Consider the following 19,024-nt stretch of genomic DNA (forward strand, 5'->3'; position numbering starts at 1 on the left):
ACCGACGACCCACTGAGTCACTCACGACCCACGGTAGGCCCCCGACTGTAAAGGAGTCCCTCACCATGACCGTACGTGTCGGCATCAACGGCTTCGGCCGCATCGGCCGCACCTATCTCCGCGCGGCCCTCGACCGCGCGGAGGCGGGAACCCAGGACGTCCACGTCGTCGCGATCAACGACATCGCCCCGCCCGCCACCCTCGCCCACCTCCTGGAGTACGACTCGACGTTCGGACACATCGGACGCGAGGTCGTGCACGACGACAGCTCGATCACCGTCGACGGCCGGCGCATCGCCGTCACCGCCGAGCGCGACCCCGCCGCCCTGCACTGGTCCGACTACGGAGCCGACATCGTCATCGAGTCCACCGGCCGCTTCCGCGACCGCGACGCCGCGGCCCTGCACCTGAAGGCAGGCGCCCACACGGTGCTGCTCTCGGCGCCCGGTAAGGGCGTCGACGCGACCCTCGTGATGGGCGTCAACGACAACACGTACGACCGGCACCGCGACCGGATCATCTCGGCCGCCTCCTGCACCACCAACTGCCTGGCGCCGATGGTCAAGGTGCTCGACGAGAACTTCGGCATCGACCGCGGCCTGCTGACCACCGTCCACGGCTACACCAACGACCAGTCCCTGCTCGACGGCCCTCACAAGGACCTGCGCCGCGCCCGCTCGGCAGCCCTGAGCATCATCCCGACGAGCACCGGTGCCGCCCGCGCCGTCGGTCTCGTACTGCCGGAGCTGGACGGTGCGCTGGACGGTATCGCCGTCCGGGTGCCCGTGGAGGACGGCTCGCTCACTGACCTTACGGTGGTGCTGAACCGCGAGGCCACCGCGGACGAGATCAACGCCGCCTTCGCCGCGGCGGCGGAGGGCCCGCTGAACGGCATCCTGCGCGTCTCGACGGCGCCCATCGTCTCCCGAGACGTCATCGGCGACCCGGCCTCCTGCGTCTTCGACGCCGCGCTCACCCAGGCGGGTGGCACCCTCGTCAAGGTCTTCGGCTGGTACGACAACGAATGGGGCTACACGAACCGGCTGCTGGACCTCACTGCGCTGGTCGCCGACGTCTGATGGGCAACGGCCAGCCGCTGTAGGTGGTTGCTGGAACCCGGTCAACGACAACGGCGTAGCACACGGGCCACACGGGCCAGGTTCAGCCCGTATCCGACGCCGAAGGCGTGCGGCGTGAAGAAGGCGTCGCTGTCGGGATCCCAGAACTCGCGGGCGATCTTCTCCGGTGTGGGCCGCCGGAAGTCGTACGGGAGGCCGAAGATGCGCCCTGTCCAAGTGCGCGCCTCTGGGGGTTGGCGCAGTTCCTTCGTCAGAGCTGCAGCGACGACCGCGCCGGCGGCAACGAGCACCACGTTCTTTCGCAGTTGCCTGTTCATGGTCAGACGCTACGTGGCGTCCAGGCACGAGGCCAAGGCCATGGCGCCGCGCAACCAGGGCCGACCGGCCCAACGTCCGGCCCCGTACAGCCCCTGGGACTGCCGTGCCGCCCGCCGGATGCTCGAACCATCGAGAAGCTTGGAGGAGATCCCTGATGTCGGAAGCCGTGCTCAACCGACCCCCAGTTCACGCCCTGCTCGCGGACGGCACCACCGTGTGCATCCGTCCTGTGACCGCGGCCGACCACGACCGGGTGCAGGGACTCTATGAGGAGATGTCCCCGGACAATCTCCGTCTGCGTTTCTTCTCGCTGAGCCCCCGGTCCGCCGCCCTGGCCGCCGACCGGGCCTGCGCCCCCGCGCACCCCGGCTACCGGGCCCTGCTGGCCGAGACGCACGGTCAGGTGATCGGACTCGCCGAGTACGACACAGCGGGTGAGAAGGACGAGGCCGAGATCTCCATCGCCGTCTGCGACGGCCTGCACCACCGCGGAGTGGGCACCCTGCTCGTCGAGCACCTGGTCTCCACAGCCCGGGCGGAGGGCATCACCACCTTCACCGCCGACGCGCTCAGCGAGAACCGCGAGATACTCCGGCTCTTCGCCGACCTCGGCCTGCGTACCGCCCGCCGGTTCGACGGGCCCGAGGTGCGCTGCACGATCCGGCTCGACGCGGACGACGCCTATCTGTCGGCCGTGGAGGCCCGGGGCCGGGCCGCCGACGTGGCCAGCCTCGAGCCGCTGCTGTGCCCGAACGTGGTCGCAGTCGCTGGTGCCGGACGCAAACCCGGCTCGGTCGGCCGGGCGATCCTGCACCACTTGAAGGCGGGCGGCTACACCCACCGCCTGTTCGCCGTGAACCCGAGCGTGAACCACATCCTCGGCGTGCCGTCGTACCCGTCCGTGAGCGCGCTGCCCAAGACCCCCGACCTGGTGGTCGTGGCCGTCCCCGCAGCCGCCGTCCCGGCCACCGCCGAGGAATGTGGCAAGGCCGGGGTGCGGGCGCTGCTCGTCGTCACCGCCGGCCTCGACGCCGGCCAGGCGCACACGCTGCTGGCCACGTGCCGCACCCACGGCATGCGCCTGGTGGGGCCCAACTGCCTCGGCATCTCCAACACCGACCCCGATCTGCGTCTGGACGCCACCTTCGCCGCCGACCACCCGCTCCCCGGGACCGCAGGCGTCGCCGTGCAGTCTGGCGGGGTCGGCATCGCACTGCTCGACGGGCTGTCCCGGCTCGGCATCGGGGTGTCGTCGTTCGCCTCCCTCGGCGACAAGTACGACGTCAGCGGCAACGACATGCTCCAGTGGTGGGAGAGTGATGGCCGCACTGAACTGGCGCTGCTGCACCTGGAGTCCTTCGGTAGTCCGCGCGCGTTCTCCCGCACCGCGCGCCGCGTCACCCGCCGTATGCCGGTCCTGACCGTGGACGCGGGCCGTACCGAGGCGGGCCGCCGCGCCGCCGCCTCGCACACGGCGGCGGCTGCCACCCGCACCATGACCCGGCAGGCACTGTTCACCCAGGCCGGCATCACCGCCACCCGTTCGGTCGGCGAACTCCTCGAAACCGCCGCCCTGATGCACTCCCAGCCGCTCCCCGCAGGAACGCGTGTCGCGATCGTCACCAACGCGGGCGGTGCCGGGGTCCTCGCCGCGGACGCCTGCACGGAGGCGGGACTGGCTCTGCCGCCGTTGCCCGCTGACGTCGTCGACGACCTGCTCGCCGTGCTCCCGCAGGGTGCGGCGGTCGGCAACCCTGTCGACGCCACTGCGGCCGTCACGGAGGAACAGCTCGCGGACTGCCTGGACCGGCTGACGCACCACCCGGGCATCGACGCCGTACTGGTGGCTCTCGTACCCACGGCGGTTGCCACCGCGACCGGTGACGACCTCGTCCGGGCACTCACCGACGCCCCCGCGCACCGGGCCAAGCCGGTTGCCGCCGTACGCCTCGAACAGGACCTGCCGGTCAAGCTGCTACCCGCCACCGGTGGCGGCACGATCCCCTCGTACGCCGAACCTCAGGCGGCGGCACGTGCGCTGGCTCACGCCGCACGCCGCGCGGCCTGGCTCGCCCGGCCCGTGGGCACGGTCCCGGAACTCGACGGCATCGGCACCACCCGTGCCCAGGAGATCACTGACACCTTCCTGGCCGAGTATCCGGACGGCGGCTGGCTCGACCCGCGCACCTGTGCCGACCTGCTGGACTGCTACGGCATTCCGCAGATCCCGTGGGCGTGGGCGGAGACCGAGGACGATGCCGTCCTCGCGGCCCGGCGGCTGCGCGGTCCGGACGGCCGGGTGGTGATGAAGGCCCACTGGCCGGGGCTGGTCCACAAGAGTGAGCAGCGCGCCGTGCATCTCGACCTCCAGGGCGACGCTCAGGTCCGGGCGGCCTTCCGGGACTTCGAGACCCGGTTCGCGGGGCTGCTGACCGGTGTGGTCGTACAGCCGCTTGCCGCGCGGGGCACCGAACTGTTCGCGGGCGTCGTCCAGGACGAGGTCTTCGGCCCGCTCGTGCTGTTCGGGCTCGGCGGCACCGCCACCGAGGTCCTCGGCGACCACGCCGCCCGTCTGGCCCCGCTCACCGACCACGATGTGCACGACCTGATCACCGCGCCGCGCTGCGCACCGCTGCTGTTCGGAGCCCGCGGCAGCGGGCCGGCCGATCTCGAGGGCCTGGAGCAGCTGCTGTCGCGCCTGTCGCGTATGGCGGCTGACCTGCCGCAACTCTCGGAGGTCGACTTCAACCCCGTGCTCGCGACCACGGCCGATGTCTCCGTGCTCGACGCGCGGGTGCGGCTGGTGCCGCGCAGGCCCCAGGACCCCTATCTGCGCCGACTCCGCTGAGGAGGAACCCGAGATGAAGCACAACAAGATCGGCTCCGTGATGACCACGGACGTCATCCGCGCCTCGTACGGCACCCCCTTCAAGGAAGTCGCCCGGCTGCTCGCTCACCACAGGATCAGCGGACTGCCGGTCGTGGACGAGGACCAGAAGGTCATCGGCGTCATCTCCGAGACCGACCTGATGGCCCGCCAGGCCGAAACACCCGACCCGTACGAGCCGAAGCACCGCTCGCGCATCGCGGCGTTGACGCGCGACGGCAGGCGGAGGGCCGCCAAGGCCACGGCCCGCACCGCCGGCCGGCTGATGACCGAACCGCCCGTCACCGTGCGCGCCGAGGACACCATCGTCGAGGCCGCGCGGACCATGGCCCAGCGGCACGTAGAACGGCTGCCGGTCGTGGACGAGGAGGACCGGCTCGTCGGCATCGTCACCCGCCGTGACCTGCTCCAGGTCTTCCTCCGGCCGGACACGGAGATCCGCGACGAGGTGGTCGAGGAAGTCCTCGTGCGTGCGCTGTGGCTGACCCCGCGGAGCGTCGATGTCTCCGTGGTGGAGGGTGTGGTCACGCTCGCCGGCCACATGGAGCGCAAGAGTGAGACGGAGATCGCCGTCTCCATGGCCAAGCAGATCGACGGCGTGGTCGCGGTGGTCGACAACCTCACTTACCGCCTGGACGACAGCCACGTCCAGCCCGCCGAACAGGCACTGCACGGCGTGGCCGACGACTGGCTGCGTCGCCTGTGAGGGGGCGGACCGCCATGACCGGCAAGGTCCTGGTCGCGTACGGGACGACGAACGGATCGACTGCGCAGATCGCCGAGGCCGTTGCCCAGGTCCTGCGCAAGAACGGGCTGACGGCCGAGGTACGGCCTGCACCATCCGTGGCGAACATCGAGACCTACGATGCGGTGGTGATTGGGGGCGCGCTGTACACCGGCCGCTGGCAGAAGGACGCGCGCCGCTTCGTCCGCCGCCACCGCCGTGCCCTGGCCGAACGCCCCCTGTGGTTTTTCAGCAGCGGGCCGCTGGACGCCTCAGCCTTGGAGCGGAACATCCCGCCCGTGTCCGGCGTGCGGCGCGCCATGGACCGGCTCGGCGTCAGGGAGCACCTCACCTTCGGCGGCTGCTTGGAGGAGGGCGCGCGGGGCAGAGTCGCACGGATGATCCTCCGCAACGGCAAGGGCGGTGACTTCCGCGACTTCCCCGCGATCGAGGCCTGGGCGCAGCGGATCGCAAAGGAACTGACGGCTGCTTAGGTCATCACCTCCTCGCCTTGGCTCCCGCCCACGATTCACGGCACGAGGGCGACCGGACACTGAGCTTCGCGCAACAAGGCCTGCACGACGCCCGGTGTCCCGCTGGCGCCGCGTCCCACGACCAAGAGTGCGGCGGCCTCGGCGTGGTGGATCAAGGCCTCGACGGGGTTGAGCAGTACGACGTCCTCAAGGACCGGAACCCGCGGGTACTTCACCCGCCAAGGCCGCAGCGCGTCGCCCAGCAGCTGCACTTCGTGGTCCTCCCACGTGGCACGGTCCGCCTCGGGAACACCGAAGGGCAACCCGGCGGCGCAGGAGGGAAGTTTCCAGGCGTGTACGGCGTGCAGCCGTACCCCCCGGACCTGGGCGGCGCCGAAGGCGAAGTCGATGGCCTGCTCCGCCGGGTGACGGGCGTCAATCCCGAGGGTGACCTGTGTGACCCGGCGGGCCGGAGCTGCGACGGGGACGTCGGCGTCCGGTATGAGTACCACGGGGCACGCGGAGGCGGCCGTAACGGCGAGTGCAGCCGGGCCCGTTGCCAGGCCGGTGGTGTCGTCCCCCGTCGCGGACAGGTCGAGCACGAGCATCGCCGTGGTACTCAGATCGTTCGGCGGTGAGCCGTACCGCACCTCGAGCGGCAGGTCGCGCAGCGACGCCTCGTGCGCCGCCCAGTCCACGGCCGTATGACTACGGCCTGTCCCGTTGGCGCAGGCAATGATGACTCGGCTCACGACGATCGCCTCCCTGGCACACGGGTGACCCGCTCTCACTCCTCCTACCGTGCCGACCGCCCCAGGACCGGCGCAGGGGCCGAATGGACCCGCGAGAGCCCTTGCGGCCCATATCCGACCGGGTCCCCTCAGGAAGACGCTGGCAGTACCAAGCAGAACAAGCGCAGGAGGTGCGCACCATGCTGTCGCCCGTCATCGCCGCAGTAGACGGATCGACCGAGAGCCTCGCCGCCGCCGAGTGGGCCGCCCGCGAGGCCGTGCGTCGTGACCGACCGCTGCGACTGGTGCACGCCTGGAACTGGCATCCCCGCCAGACGGAAGGGGAGCCGGCGAACGCCGCGCAGCGGCATTTGGCGCGCCGCGTTCTGCGGCAGGCGGAGGAGCGCATCCGCAGCGCCGTACCCGGCGTGGACGTCGCCGATGAGCAGGTCGAGGGCCCGGCGACCGCGGCCTTGCTGAAGGCCGCTGAACAGGCCGAACTGCTGGTCCTGGGCTCGCGCGGCCTGAGCGGCTTCACCGGACTCCTCGTCGGGTCCGTCGCCCAAGGGGTGGTCGCGAAGGCCACCCGTCCCGTGATCCTCGTACGGACAGGGGAGGAGGCCGAGGACGAGCACTTCCCGGCGGACGACGGCAGCCCGTCCACCCGGACCGGCTACCTCGATGTAGTGCTCGGCATCGACCTCGCTGATGCCTGCGACGAGGTGATCGAGTTCGCGTTCGAGGAGGCCCAGTTGCGGCGGGCCCGGCTGCGGGTCGTGTACGCCTGGCAGCCGCCTTCCGCGATCAGCCTCGGCCCCGGAGACATCGTTCTGGTCAACGATCCTGCGCGGGCCGAGGAGTGGCAGGGCTTCCTGTCCGCTGTCCTGAAGGTGTGGCGGGACAAGTACCCCGAGACCGAGGTCCTGGAGACCGTTGTGGAGGGCAAGGCCTCCACCGCGCTGGTCCGGGCCGCCTCGGCGGCGAGCCTCCTCGTCGTCGGCCGCCGCCTGTCCGAGCGGCCGATGGTTCCGCGCATCGGTCCCGTCACCCATGCCGCCGTCCACCACGTCGGCTGCCCGCTGGCCGTCGTGCCCCACATGTGAGAGACCGGAGAGCGCGATGAGCACACCGACAACGTACGTGTACGCCTTCGCCGAGGGCAGCCGGGAGATGGCCGGCCTGCTCGGCGGCAAGGGAGCCGGCCTGGCCGAGATGACCCGGCTCGGACTGCCCGTGCCGCCGGGCTTCACCGTCACCACCGAAGCCTGCAAGGTCTACCTCGCCACGTGCGAGGAGCCACCCGAACTCGGCATCGAGGAGGCTCGCGCCCTGGCCGGCCTGGAACGAGCCATGGGGCGCACGTTGGGTGCGCCCGACGATCCGTTGCTGGTGTCCGTACGCTCCGGCGCCCGTTTCTCGATGCCCGGCATGATGGAGACCATCCTCGACATCGGCCTCAACGACGAGTCCGTCGCCGGCCTTGCCAAGGCGTCCGGACAGGAGCGGTTCGCGTGGGACTCGTACCGGAGGCTGGTGCAGATGTTCGGCCGCACGGTGCTGGGCGTCGACGGTGACCTGTTCGAGCAGGCCATCGTCGCGCACAAGGCGCAGCGGGGGACGCGTGACGACCACGACCTTGACGCCGGTGAACTCGCGCTGCTCACTGAGGAGTTCAAGGCGATCATTCGCCGGGAGACGGGCGAGGACTTCCCCCAGGATCCCGTCGAGCAGCTCCAGCGCGCCATCCGTGCGGTCTTCGATTCCTGGAACGGCGAACGCGCCCGTGTATACCGCCGCCGCGAGCACATCCCCGACGACCTCGGCACCGCCGTCAACGTCCAGGCGATGGTGTTCGGCAACCTCGGTCCCGACTCCGGTACCGGCGTCGCCTTCACCCGGGACCCCGCCACCGGCGCCCGCGGCATGTACGGCGACTACCTGCCCGACGCCCAGGGCGAGGACGTCGTCTCGGGAGTCCGCGACGCCGTGCCCCTGAGCGAGCTGAAGACCCTCGATCCCCGCTCGTACGTCGAGCTCGGAGACCACCTGCGCACGCTGGAGAACCGCTACCGGGATCTGTGCGACGTGGAGTTCACCGTCGAACGCGGCCGGCTGTGGATCCTCCAGACGCGGGTCGGCAAGCGCACCGCCGAGGCCGCCTTCCGTATCGCCCACGACCTGCGCGAGGAGAAGACGATCACGGCCGACGAGGCGCTGGCCCGCGTGGACGGAGCCGAGCTGACCCGGCTGATGTTCCCCCGCTTCGACACCACCCCCGCCGACGTGCCTCTCGCGCACGGCGTACCGGCCTCACCGGGCGCAGCGGTCGGGGTCGTCGTCTTCGACTTCGCCGAGGCACAGCGCCGAGCCGCCGGCGGGCAGGACACCATCCTTGTGCGCCGTGAGACGACCCCCGACGACCTGCCCGGAATGATCGCCGCTCAGGCCGTCCTCACCAGCCGGGGCGGCAAGACCAGCCACGCCGCCGTCGTCGCGCGCGGCATGGGCAAGGTGTGCGTGTGCGGGGCTGAGTCGCTGACCGTCGACCCGGTCGCCCGCCGCCTCACCACGGACACAGGGGCCGTCGTACGCGAGGGCGACACCGTGTCCGTCGATGGAACGGCGGGCACGGTGCACCTCGGTGCGCTGCCGCTCACCGCCTCCGACGTCGGGCGCGCGCTGGAGACCGGTGAGAGCACCGGCCCGCTGACAGAGGCGGTCCTGACGGCACTCGCGCACGCGGACTCCGTCCGCCGCCTTCAGGTACGGGCGAACGCCGATACCCCTGAGGACGCCGTCCGCGCCCGCCGGCTCGGCGCCCGGGGCATCGGCCTGTGCCGCACCGAGCACATGTTCCTGGGCGACCGCAGGACGCTGGTCGAGGCGATGATCCTGGCCCGCGACGACACGGCCCGCGAGGAGGCTCTCGCGACGCTGCTGCCGCTGCAGCGCGAGGACTTCATCGGCATCCTCACCGCCATGGACGGGCTGCCGGTGACCATTCGGCTCATCGACCCGCCGCTGCACGAGTTCCTGCCCGACCGCACCGCGCTGGCCGTCCGCCTGGCGAGCGCCACCCATCCAGACGTCCACGACCGCGAACTGCTCGATGCCATCGAGCGTCTGCATGAGCAGAACCCGATGCTGGGATTGCGCGGCGTACGCCTCGGACTGGCCGTTCCCGGCCTTATGGCCATGCAGGTCCGCGCGATCGCTGAGGCCGTCGTCCACCGGCTGCGCGAGGGCGGCCAGCCGCACGCCGAGATCATGATCCCGCTCGTCGGAACGGTCGAGGAACTGCGCCTGGCCCGAACGGAAGCAGAGCGCGTGCTCGCCGAAGTCACGGCGGAGACAGGGGAGTCCCTGCACCTCCCGATCGGCACAATGATCGAACTGCCCCGCGCGGCCCTCACCGCCGGACGCATCGCCGACGCCGCCGACTTCTTCTCCTTCGGCACCAACGATCTCACCCAGACCACCTGGGGACTTTCCCGCGACGATGCCGAAGCGTCCTTCTTCCCGCTGTACCTGGAGAAGGGCATCTTCAGCGTGTCCCCCTTCGAGACGATCGACCAGGAGGGCGTAGGCAAGCTCGTAGAGCTGGCCGTGGAGGCGGGCCGCGCCGTCAACCCCGAGCTGGAGACCGGGGTGTGCGGCGAGCACGGCGGCGACCCGGAGTCCATCCACTTCTTCCACCGGGCGGGCCTCGACTACGTCTCCTGCTCCCCCCTCCGCATCCCGGCCGCTCGGCTGGAGGCGGGACGAGCAGCCCTCACGGAAACCGAAACCAGCGACAGCCGGTGACAGTCGCATTCGGCTTGGCGATCGGGCTCCCCAGGTAGCCCAGCGCAGCCCGTGGGTTGCGCGTGCTGGGCTCCCCATGGCCTCCCCGCCGGCGGGCGGGGAGGCCGCTTCGGGTGACCGGAACCGCATCCACCAGGGGTGTGGATCCGCAGCCTCGCCTCTTCGTCTCCGCCGCCCGAACGGGGCACGCTCGCCTCGCCGGTGAGGACGGGCGTGGGGACTTTCGCGGAGGGGAGCGTCGTCCTCTCCGCACGACCTTCGCAATCAGCGCGGCGGCCCGGTGTCCTGGGACGGCAGGTCGCACCCCCGGAGCCAATCGGCCCTCTTGCCTTATGCGATCCCGGCCTACGGTGGAGGTGATCACCGATCGACGGGAGGAGAGCAGGTGGAGATCGTCGCCTATGGCGTCCTCGCGGACGAGGAGCCGCTGCTGAGGGACGCGTTCGACAAGGCGTTCGCGGGCCGGCATGAGCTGAGGTGTCTGGGGCTGTTCCTGGACGGGGACACCGTCCCGACCGCCGCGGGCCACGAGGTCGTGCTCAGCAGCGTCAACGACACCTTGGACGCCAAGGTACTGCGTTCGCTGACCAAGGGAGGCACCCGACTGATCGCCCAGCGGTCCACTGGCTTCAACAACATCGACCTGACCGCAGCCAAGGAACTGGGGCTCACGGTTGCCCGGGTCTCGTACTACTCGCCGTACTCGGTCGCCGAGTTCGCCTGGACCCTGGCCCTGGCGGTCAACCGCCGGATCGTCCGGGCCGCGCACCGCACCCGGGAGTTCGACTTCCGACTCGACGGGCTGATGGGCCGCGACCTGCGCGGCCGGACGGCCGGGGTGGTGGGCACCGGCAAGATCGGCGCGGCGTTCGCCCGGATCGCCCATGGGTTCGGGATGCGGCTGCTGGGCTGGGACGTCGCCGAGAACCCCGACTGCCTGGCGCTCGGCATGAAGTACGTGCCGCGCGAGCGGCTGTTCGCCGAGGCGGACCTGGTCAGCCTGCACGTGCCGCTGCTGCCCGAGACCCATCACCTCGTCGATGCCAAGGCCCTGGCGCTGATGAAGGACGACGCGATCCTGGTCAACTCCAGCCGTGGCGGCCTGGTGGACACCGACGCCCTGCTGGAGACGCTGCGCGCCGGACGGCTGAGCGGTGTCGGCCTCGACGTATACGAGGAGGAGGCCGGCGTGTTCTTCCTGGACAAGTCGCTGGAAGTGATGACCGACGAACGCCTCGCACGGCTAATGACCTTCAGCAACGTCCTGACCACATCGCACCAGGCCTACTTCACCCGGGACGCCGTCGGGCAGATCGCCCAGACCACGGTGGCCAACATCGAGGACTACTTCGCCGGCCGCTCCGGCGACAACGTGCTCGTCCGCCCCGAGACACCCTGATCTACGTCTGCTCCCGCCGCGCGACGCGAAGAGGGGCCGTTGGACCCCATCCGACGGCCGGCCCGGGGCTGTTCGGCCCTATCCGACCCCGGTACCCCTCGGACGATCATGATGCGGCGGCCGGGAAGGCCGGTTCCATACCTGCACCAGGGCACTTCCCGGCTCGTCGTCGACATGGCAGATGGGGAGGGCACCGTCCGGTGGACCAGGCACAGATACACAAGGTGGGGACCGCGCGGCCGAGTGCCGGGGTCACCGTGGCCGCAGGGACGACCAGAAGAGCCGTACGGCCGTCGTGGGCGGAGTGGCTGACGACCACCGACCACAAGAAGATCGGGACCATGTACCTGGTCACCGCCTTCGCCTTCTTCATCGTCGGCGGTGTGATGGCCCTGCTGATGCGCGCGGAGCTGGCCAGGCCCGGCCTGCAGATCATGTCGCAGGAGCAGTTCAACCAGGCGTTCACCATGCACGGCTCGATCATGCTGCTGATGTTCGCGATGCCGCTGTTCACCGGCTTCGCCAACTGGATCATGCCGCTGCAGATCGGCGCTCCCGACGTCGCGTTCCCCCGCCTGAACATGCTGGCCTACTGGCTCTTCCTGTTCGGTTCGTCGATCGCGGCCTTCGGCTTCCTGACCCCGGGAGGCGCCGCTGACTTCGGCTGGTTCCTGTACGCCCCGCTGTCGGACGCCGTCCACTCGCCGGGCCTCGGCGCCGACCTGTGGATCATGGGCGTGGCGCTGTCCGGCTTCGGCTCGATCCTGGGCGCGGTCAACTTCATCACCACGATCGTCTGCATGCGGGCGCCGGGCATGACCATGTTCCGGATGCCGATCTTCACCTGGAACGTGCTGCTGACCGCGGTGTTGGTCCTGATCGTCTTCCCGGTGCTGGCGGCTGCGCTGTTCGCGCTGGAGATGGACCGCAAGTTCGGCGCCCACGTCTTCGACGCGGCCAACGGCGGGGCCCTGTTGTGGCAGCATCTGTTCTGGTTCTTCGGCCATCCCGAGGTCTACATCCTGGCGCTGCCGTTCTTCGGCATCGTCTCCGAGGTCATTCCGGTCTTCGCCCGCAAGCCGATGTTCGGCTACATGGGACTGATCGGCGCAACCATCGCCATCGCGGGTCTGTCGGTGACGGTGTGGGCCCACCACATGTACGTCACGGGCGGCGTCCTCCTGCCGTTCTTCTCCTTCATGACGTTTCTGATCGCGGTGCCGACCGGGGTGAAGTTTTTCAACTGGATCGGCACCATGTGGAAGGGCTCGCTGTCCTTCGAGACGCCGATGCTGTGGACCACCGGCTTCCTCATCACCTTCCTCTTCGGCGGCCTGACCGGCGTGATCCTGGCTTCCCCGCCGATGGACTTCCACCTCTCTGACTCGTACTTCGTCGTGGCGCACTTCCACTACACGGTCTTCGGTACGGTCGTGTACGCGATGTTCGCCGGATTCCACTTCTGGTGGCCCAAGTTCACCGGCAAGATGCTCGACGAACGCCTCGGGAAGATCACGTTCTGGACGCTCACTGTCGGCTTCCACACCACGTTCCTGGTCCAGCACTGGCTGGGCGTCGAGGGCATGCCCCGCCGCTACGCGGACTACCTGGCCGCCGACGGCTTCACGGCTCTCAACACCGTTTCGACGATCGGTTCGTTCCTGCTCGGCCTGTCGATCCTGCCGTTCTTCTACAACGTCTGGAAGACGGCCAAGTACGGCAAGCCGGTCGAGGTCGACGACCCCTGGGGCTACGGGCGTTCGCTGGAGTGGGCGACCTCCTGTCCGCCCCCGCGCCACAACTTCGTTTCCCTGCCTCGTATCCGCAGCGAGTCCCCGGCGTTCGACCTGCACCACCCGGAGATCGCGGCACTTGAAGCAGGGGCGGTGAGGTAGGCCATGCCTCAACGCGTCCTCGCCTTGGGGGCCGCCACGGTGACGGCGGCGGGCTGCGTCTGGTACCTGCCGGCCCTTGCCGACCTGCGCGCCGGAGCCGACCGGCCGCCGGCCCGGCGCAGAGCCGCGGCGGCTTGCCTCAGCGGCTGGGCCACGACCGGGGTCGTCGCGGTACTCCTATTCGCCTGCGAAGAGTGGTGGACACCTTCCGGGGTGGCGGTGGCCGGCGCCGCCGTCACGGTTGGCCTTCGGGCACAGGCGGCAGTGCAGCGTCGCCGTGAGATGCGACAGGCCGCACGCGACTGGGCGGCGCTTGGCAACGTCCGGCGACCACGGGACACCGGAGGTGCCCGGTACGTCGTCGCTGTGCTCCTCGGTATCGGGCTGGCCGCCGCGGTGGCCGCAGCGGCCCTCGGGGCGGTCGCAGAGCGCGAGCGCGGCGTGGACTGGTGGGCGGTTACCGCCGTGCCCTCCGCGGTGGTCGCACTGTTTCTCATCCTCGCGGTCCTCTATGGCCGGGCGCTCCGACACCACCCAAGTGGTCGCCGTCCGTGACGAAGCGCAGTAGCGCGGCTTCACCATGCGTGTCGGTCAGCCGCTGGCGAGACCCCAGCCCACGCACCGAGCTGGTGCTGCGCTCAGCAGAACAGCGGCAAGACCGCCGAAACCGCCTTCCCGGTGGGACCCACGCTGACCTGGACGTCAAGCGCCAGCTCCTGTACCAGAAGCCAGCCGAACCCGCCGGGTTCTCTCGGATCTGTGAGCTGTGGCCGCGGGGGCCGGCGGCTGGCGTCGTGCACTGTCACTGTCACCGTCCCTGGGCCCGCCCTGAGCCCGAAACCGGTCACGCCGCCGGCGTGGCGGACCGCGTTGCTGATCAGCTCGGTCACCACCAGCAGCACCGCGTCCGCCTCGTCCCCACCAGAGGGCGCAAGAACGGACAGAAAGCTGCGAGCCACATCCCTCGCCCGATCCGCGGTCTGAGGAGTGTCTCCGTTCAGGGGGTCGTATCGCTCCTCGGACGAATGCGACATCGCAGCCTCCGCCACGGTAGACAATCCGGTACGAGTCCGCCTGCCCCAAAATGCACTCACCACCCTCGAACGCCTGACCTGACGAGGAGCGGGCGCCAGGCTAAGCACCGCGACGGCTGATGTCTGCTGATCCACGGCGAAGAGCACAAAGCTGCGATGCCCCGCCGGATACTGGAAACGGGCTCACAGAGCGCGGGACGATGTGACAACGGCGTTCTCACAGCAGCACCGGACGTGCGCCTGTGGAGCCTGGGTACTCGCCACGTGAGCCGAAGGCGCGTGGTGTGTGAGGAGGGCGCGATGGACACACGGCAACTGGATGCGAAGACCGCCGCCGCGCTGGTCGGCGAGGCCGTGTTCGCCCCTTCCATGCACAATGCGCAGCCATGGCGCTTCCGCTACGTGGCTCGTGATCGTGCTCTCTTGTTGCTTGCCGATCTTGACCGGGCCATGACTCGCTCCGACCCGGGGAACCGGGCGCTGCACATCGGCTGTGGAGCGGCACTGTTCAATCTCCGCGTCGCTGCGGCCCATGCCGGGTTCACCTCGGTGGTTCGGCTGCTGCCGGATCCCGTTGAGCCGCTGTTGCTCGCTGCTGTCCAGCTGGGCGAGGCCCGCCGTCCCACGACAGATGAGGACGACCTTGCGCGCCTGCATCCCGCGATCCGCGAGCGGCACACCAGCCGGCACCCCTTCGACGAAAAGGACATCCCCGAGGACGTCCGGGCCGCCTTGCAGAAAGCGGCCAACGTCGAGGGAGCCGAGCTGCTGTTCCCCGGCCCCTGGCACGTGGAAACCGTGCTGGACCTGGTCCACGACGCGGAGAGCCGCGACGCCCTGAACCCCGCGGGCATGGAGGATCTGCACCGCTGGACCCGGCTCGGCCCAGAAGCGGACGTCGCCACCGACGGCGTCCCGGAGTACGCGTTCGGGCCCCGGATGCGCGACGGCAAGGCTCCGCTGCGCGACTTCGCCGGTCGTCGCCCGGTGGCCGACCGCGGAGCCACCGCCTTCGAGAAGAATCCGCACCTGGCGCTGCTCAGCACACCAGGAGATGCCCCCGCCGACTGGCTGTGCGCGGGCCAGGCACTGGAACGCGTCCTTCTGGAGGCGACCCTCACAGGGCTCGCCACCTCCCTGACCTCCCACGCTCTGGAGAGCCCGGACCTGCGCCTGCTGGCCCGCGAACCGGTGGCTGGCAGAGGCCACGTACAGATGGTGCTGCGCCTCGGCTACGGGCCACAGGGGCCCGCTACGCCACGCCGCCCTGTTCGTGACGTCCTCGAAGTCGTCTAGGAATCTGGCCGGGTAAAGGCACTTGCCTCTTTTCGGAGGCTACTTCGGCTGTGCGTCTCGCCTCCGTGCCAGGGACCTCAGTCGGCCCAGGAACGACGGAACCGCCATGGGCCTATTGGCGCGATCTTGGATGCGGTGCCGTCGGCCGTGGTCTCGTCGTTATACACCGACAGAGACCACGGAATGTGGGAGAGCGGGACGGTGAGAGGATGCGAGGGTGACGGCAAGAACCAGTGATATCGAGAAGGCGGCCGGTGCACTGCGCGCCGGCGGGCTGGTGGCCTTCCCGACCGAGACCGTCTACGGTCTGGGCGCGAACGCCGAGGATCCCGCCGCTGTCTCGCGGATCTTCCAGGTCAAGGGGCGTCCGCCCTCCCACCCGCTGATCGTCCACATCGGCGGCGCGGAGCACCTGGACGACTGGGTCAAGGACGTGCCGGCGACGGCACGCCTGTTGGCCGAACGCTTCTGGCCGGGGCCACTCACGCTGGTCCTGCGGCGCGGTCGCCGGGTGCCCCTCGAAGCGACGGGAGGCCTTGAAACGGTCGCTGTGCGCGTGCCCGACCACCCCGTCGCACTCGCGCTGTTGGCGGCGTTCGGCGGCGGTGTCACGGCCCCGTCCGCCAACCGCTTCGGCCAGGTCAGCCCCACCAGGGCGCACCACGTCCGTGCCGAGCTTGGTGATGCCGTCGACTTCGTGTTGGACGGCGGCCCCTGCGAGGTCGGCGTCGAGTCGACCATCGTCGACGCCACGGGCGAGCTCCCGAGCATCCTGCGGCCTGGCGGGGTGACGCGCGAGGAACTCGAAGCGGTGCTGGGCGGCCCGCTCGCTGTGGACTCGACGAGCCGTGTCCGGGTGCCTGGCCAGCATCCGTCGCACTATGCGCCGCGTGCGCGGGTCGTCCTCGTCGAGCCCGAGAAGGTCGTCACCGAAGCGGAGATTGCGCAGGAGCTGGGGCACCAGGTGGGCGTCTTTCTTCCCACCTCTTTCGCCTATGCCCCGGTCAAGGCGCACGCCGTGGTGGCGGTCCCCGCTTCGATGGCCGCCTATGCGCGCGGGCTGTACGGATACCTTCGCGAGCTCGACCAGCAAGGGTGCGACCTCATCATCGCCTCCGTGCCCGCGGAGGAGGGACTGGGACTGGCGATCGCCAACCGGCTCCGCCGCGCCGCAGGGCCCCGGCCCGCCGACTGAAAAGCACCGATGCCGTCCGATGATCCTGTCGAACGCCCACCGCGCCCCGGAAACACGGCGTAGTCGGCGATGGCCGTGGCGCTGACCTGGCCCTGGCACAGCGCCAAGGGCGGCACAGGGTCTGCCGGACCGAACGTCCCCAGAGCGCGGTGCCCGTCCGGTCCGGCAGTCCCCGCCGGACGGGTGATCTTAGCCGGTGTGGGCGTGCTTGTCCCTGGCTAGGCCGGAGGGCTCCCCAGCCCGGCACGATTCGCAGCCCCCACGCCAGGTCGGCGCGGGGGAGGCTGCTGGACGGGTGATCGGCTCCGTGAACCACCGAGAGATGTCCCTCCGCGGATGATCAGAGCTGTGAGCCCGATGGTTCCTTCATCCACGTATCACGCTGAACGACCGTGGTCGGGCGCTCAGGATGCGGCGGGGACCGCCGCATCGAGGCCGCGAGAGGCAACGAGCTGTGCGCTGCCGTCGGCCAGGCGGTAGCACAGGCCCACCACGGCGGCCTGGCCGGTGGCGACCTTCTCGGCGAGGACCCGGGAGCGGTCCAGCAGCAGGTCGACGGTGTGCCTTGTGTGCTCGGCGAGGATCTCCTCGGGCTCGATGCGTCCGGCGGCCCGCGCGGCCAGCACGCTGGGGGTGACCCGCTCGATGACGTCCCGGACGTACCCGGCCGGTGTCATGCCTTCCTCCAGCGCGGCGCACGCCGCGCCGACCGCCCCGCACGAGTCGTGACCGAGCACCACGACCAGCGGGCAGCCCAGGATGTCCACGCCGTACTCGATGCTGCCCAGCACCTCCGGCCCCAGGACGTGGCCCGCGGTGCGTACCACGAACAGGTCGCCCAAGCCGCGATCGAAGATGATCTCGGCGGCCAGCCGGGAGTCGGAGCACCCAAACAGCACGGCGAAGGGCTGCTGGGCCGGTGCGATCTCGGCGCGGCGAGTGGCGTCCTGGTTCGGGTGCTCGGGGGAGCCGGTGACGAAGCGCCGGTTACCGGTCAGTAGTAGCTCGAAGGCGTCGCGGGGCGTCGGGCTCTGGATCTCGCTCATGGCTGCAAGGCTAGGACCCCGCGCCGGCTGGCGAACCGCTTGGCTCCGCCGCGGCTCGCCGGGCAAGGCCACGCTGGTGGCTCGGCCCCGGAGGCCAGCGGCCCTCTTGCAGGACCGCGGAAAACATAACGGGGGGCACATCCAGGCCGCGGGCCCGGGGCGGCCTCGATGCCGGATCGCAGTGCACGGCGCAACCGCCCTGCCTCGCACTGCCTCTTCCGCGCTCGCACCGAGACGGTTGAGTACCCGGCGGATCTGAGCGACCGCCGTACGGCAACGGGTTCACGCCAGGCGCTGACTGCCCGGGCGCTGGCCTGTGGTCAGGGCTTTTCTGCTTCATCGGGCTCGGGAGGCGGTGGGGCCAGGAGGCCCTCATAGGCGTCCATCCCGAAGAGGAGCAGCAACATCGCGATTGGCGTGCACAGGGCGATCAAGAGCACGGTGCCTCCCAGGGGGAGCGCGAACGAGCTATCTGCCTGTGTTTCGCGGGCGCCGTGCCGCGAAGCACTCCTCAGTGTGGGGCCGAATGGGGTAATGCGCATGTTGACCGCCTGCACCTCCCCGTCGGCCCGCGGCGAGGCGTAGGCCGCCCGGCCCGGACTCTTTCCTTTGCAAGCTGACGAGCAATTCGGGTGTGTGCTGCTCGACCAACGATCTTCCCGGGAACCCGACGCGGCACTTCACCCCTGTGCTGGCCCGCCATGATCAATCTCAGCGCCAACAATGGTTCCATTGGCCAGTCTCGGGGCCGTCAGCCACCCAGGAACCCCTGAGCGTCAACGACCGTGTCGAAGACTCGCAGAACCTGATCTGCCCCCGTCATCTGCAGGACGCACCGCAGAGTCGCCGGGACGCACGCCAGCACCAGCACCACGCCGTGGGCCTCGGCTTCACCGCGGGCCCAGAGCAGGACACTCAGTCCCGCCGAATCACAGAACGACACCCCGGTCAGTTCCAGGATGACGAACCGGTCAGCGCCCGCGATCACCTGGCGCAACCGTTCACGGACCCAGGGCTGCGTGAGATAGTCCATCGCGCCGTTGATCCGCGCAACCGACCCATGGCTGTCCACGGTTGTTTCGGATGAGGGAACATCGTTCACGACGCGTACCAAACCGTCTCACCAGGGGCGTAGAGCTCTGC

At 70.0% G+C, this 19,024-nt stretch carries 16 protein-coding genes; 11 read left to right on the forward strand and 5 right to left on the reverse strand.

Annotation, left to right across the window (positions count from 1 at the left end; genetic code table 11):
* Positions 1-65 precede the first annotated feature (65 nt).
* Positions 66-1,079: a type I glyceraldehyde-3-phosphate dehydrogenase gene (gene gap, locus OG956_RS25010; RefSeq protein ID WP_330340227.1), complete on the forward strand. Its 1,014-nt coding sequence runs from the start codon at positions 66-68 to the stop codon at positions 1,077-1,079.
* A 41-nt stretch (positions 1,080-1,120) separates the two neighbouring features.
* Here gap and OG956_RS25015 read toward each other — a convergent pair whose 3' ends face one another.
* Positions 1,121-1,396, reverse strand: coding sequence for a DUF5808 domain-containing protein (locus tag OG956_RS25015; RefSeq protein WP_330340228.1), 276 nt, complete (start codon positions 1,394-1,396; stop codon positions 1,121-1,123).
* Between the two features lie 155 nt (positions 1,397-1,551).
* Here OG956_RS25015 and OG956_RS25020 point away from each other — a divergent pair, with 155 nt between their 5' ends.
* Genes OG956_RS25020 through OG956_RS25030 form a run of 3 tightly spaced genes read left to right on the forward strand, consistent with a single transcriptional unit; the run spans position 1,552 to position 5,502 of the window.
* Positions 1,552-4,245: a bifunctional acetate--CoA ligase family protein/GNAT family N-acetyltransferase gene (locus OG956_RS25020; protein ID WP_330340229.1), complete on the forward strand. Its 2,694-nt coding sequence runs from the start codon at positions 1,552-1,554 to the stop codon at positions 4,243-4,245.
* 13 nt (positions 4,246-4,258) lie between these two features.
* Positions 4,259-4,990 carry a CBS domain-containing protein gene (locus OG956_RS25025; protein ID WP_330340230.1) on the forward strand — a complete coding sequence of 244 codons (732 nt, stop codon included), beginning with the start codon at positions 4,259-4,261 and terminating at the stop codon, positions 4,988-4,990.
* A 14-nt stretch (positions 4,991-5,004) separates the two neighbouring features.
* Positions 5,005-5,502 (forward strand): flavodoxin domain-containing protein, encoded by a 498-nt coding sequence (locus tag OG956_RS25030; RefSeq protein ID WP_330340231.1) that lies wholly within the window; start codon positions 5,005-5,007, stop codon positions 5,500-5,502.
* A gap of 35 nt (positions 5,503-5,537) precedes the next feature.
* Here OG956_RS25030 and OG956_RS25035 read toward each other — a convergent pair whose 3' ends face one another.
* Positions 5,538-6,233 (reverse strand): universal stress protein, encoded by a 696-nt coding sequence (locus OG956_RS25035; protein ID WP_330340232.1) that lies wholly within the window; start codon positions 6,231-6,233, stop codon positions 5,538-5,540.
* A gap of 179 nt (positions 6,234-6,412) precedes the next feature.
* Between OG956_RS25035 and OG956_RS25040 the strand changes: the two genes are divergently transcribed.
* The 5 genes from OG956_RS25040 (at position 6,413) to OG956_RS25060 (ending at position 13,865) form a co-directional block, all read left to right on the forward strand.
* Positions 6,413-7,315, forward strand: a complete 903-nt coding sequence (locus tag OG956_RS25040) for a universal stress protein (protein WP_330340233.1) — start codon at positions 6,413-6,415, stop codon at positions 7,313-7,315.
* A 16-nt stretch (positions 7,316-7,331) separates the two neighbouring features.
* The gene (gene ppdK, locus OG956_RS25045) at positions 7,332-10,016 is read left to right on the forward strand and encodes a pyruvate, phosphate dikinase (protein ID WP_330340234.1); all 2,685 of its coding nucleotides are present in this window, start codon (positions 7,332-7,334) and stop codon (positions 10,014-10,016) included.
* 385 nt (positions 10,017-10,401) lie between these two features.
* Positions 10,402-11,415 carry a 2-hydroxyacid dehydrogenase gene (locus OG956_RS25050; RefSeq protein ID WP_330340235.1) on the forward strand — a complete coding sequence of 338 codons (1,014 nt, stop codon included), beginning with the start codon at positions 10,402-10,404 and terminating at the stop codon, positions 11,413-11,415.
* A gap of 224 nt (positions 11,416-11,639) precedes the next feature.
* Positions 11,640-13,310, forward strand: a complete 1,671-nt coding sequence (gene ctaD / locus OG956_RS25055) for an aa3-type cytochrome oxidase subunit I (RefSeq protein ID WP_443065693.1) — start codon at positions 11,640-11,642, stop codon at positions 13,308-13,310.
* A 3-nt stretch (positions 13,311-13,313) separates the two neighbouring features.
* A complete protein-coding gene (locus OG956_RS25060) occupies positions 13,314-13,865 on the forward strand; it encodes a hypothetical protein (RefSeq protein WP_330340236.1) in 552 nt (183 codons plus the stop codon).
* Between the two features lie 83 nt (positions 13,866-13,948).
* Here the strand turns inward: OG956_RS25060 and OG956_RS25065 are convergent, their stop codons facing one another.
* Positions 13,949-14,344: an ATP-binding protein gene (locus OG956_RS25065; RefSeq protein ID WP_330340237.1), complete on the reverse strand. Its 396-nt coding sequence runs from the start codon at positions 14,342-14,344 to the stop codon at positions 13,949-13,951.
* Positions 14,345-14,644: 300 nt separating this feature from the next.
* Between OG956_RS25065 and OG956_RS25070 the strand changes: the two genes are divergently transcribed.
* On the forward strand, positions 14,645-15,640 hold the full coding sequence (locus OG956_RS25070) for an Acg family FMN-binding oxidoreductase (RefSeq protein ID WP_330340238.1): 996 nt from the start codon (positions 14,645-14,647) through the stop codon (positions 15,638-15,640).
* Positions 15,641-15,857: 217 nt separating this feature from the next.
* Positions 15,858-16,835 carry an L-threonylcarbamoyladenylate synthase gene (locus OG956_RS25075; protein ID WP_330340239.1) on the forward strand — a complete coding sequence of 326 codons (978 nt, stop codon included), beginning with the start codon at positions 15,858-15,860 and terminating at the stop codon, positions 16,833-16,835.
* Between the two features lie 404 nt (positions 16,836-17,239).
* Here OG956_RS25075 and OG956_RS25080 read toward each other — a convergent pair whose 3' ends face one another.
* Positions 17,240-17,881, reverse strand: a complete 642-nt coding sequence (locus OG956_RS25080) for a carbonic anhydrase (RefSeq protein WP_330340240.1) — start codon at positions 17,879-17,881, stop codon at positions 17,240-17,242.
* 751 nt (positions 17,882-18,632) lie between these two features.
* Positions 18,633-18,983, reverse strand: a complete 351-nt coding sequence (locus tag OG956_RS25085; RefSeq protein WP_330340241.1) for an STAS domain-containing protein — start codon at positions 18,981-18,983, stop codon at positions 18,633-18,635.
* Positions 18,984-19,024 lie beyond the last annotated feature (41 nt).

The sequence above is a fragment of the Streptomyces sp. NBC_00557 genome (genome assembly GCF_036345995.1).
Classification (GTDB): Bacteria; Actinomycetota; Actinomycetes; order Streptomycetales; family Streptomycetaceae; genus Streptomyces.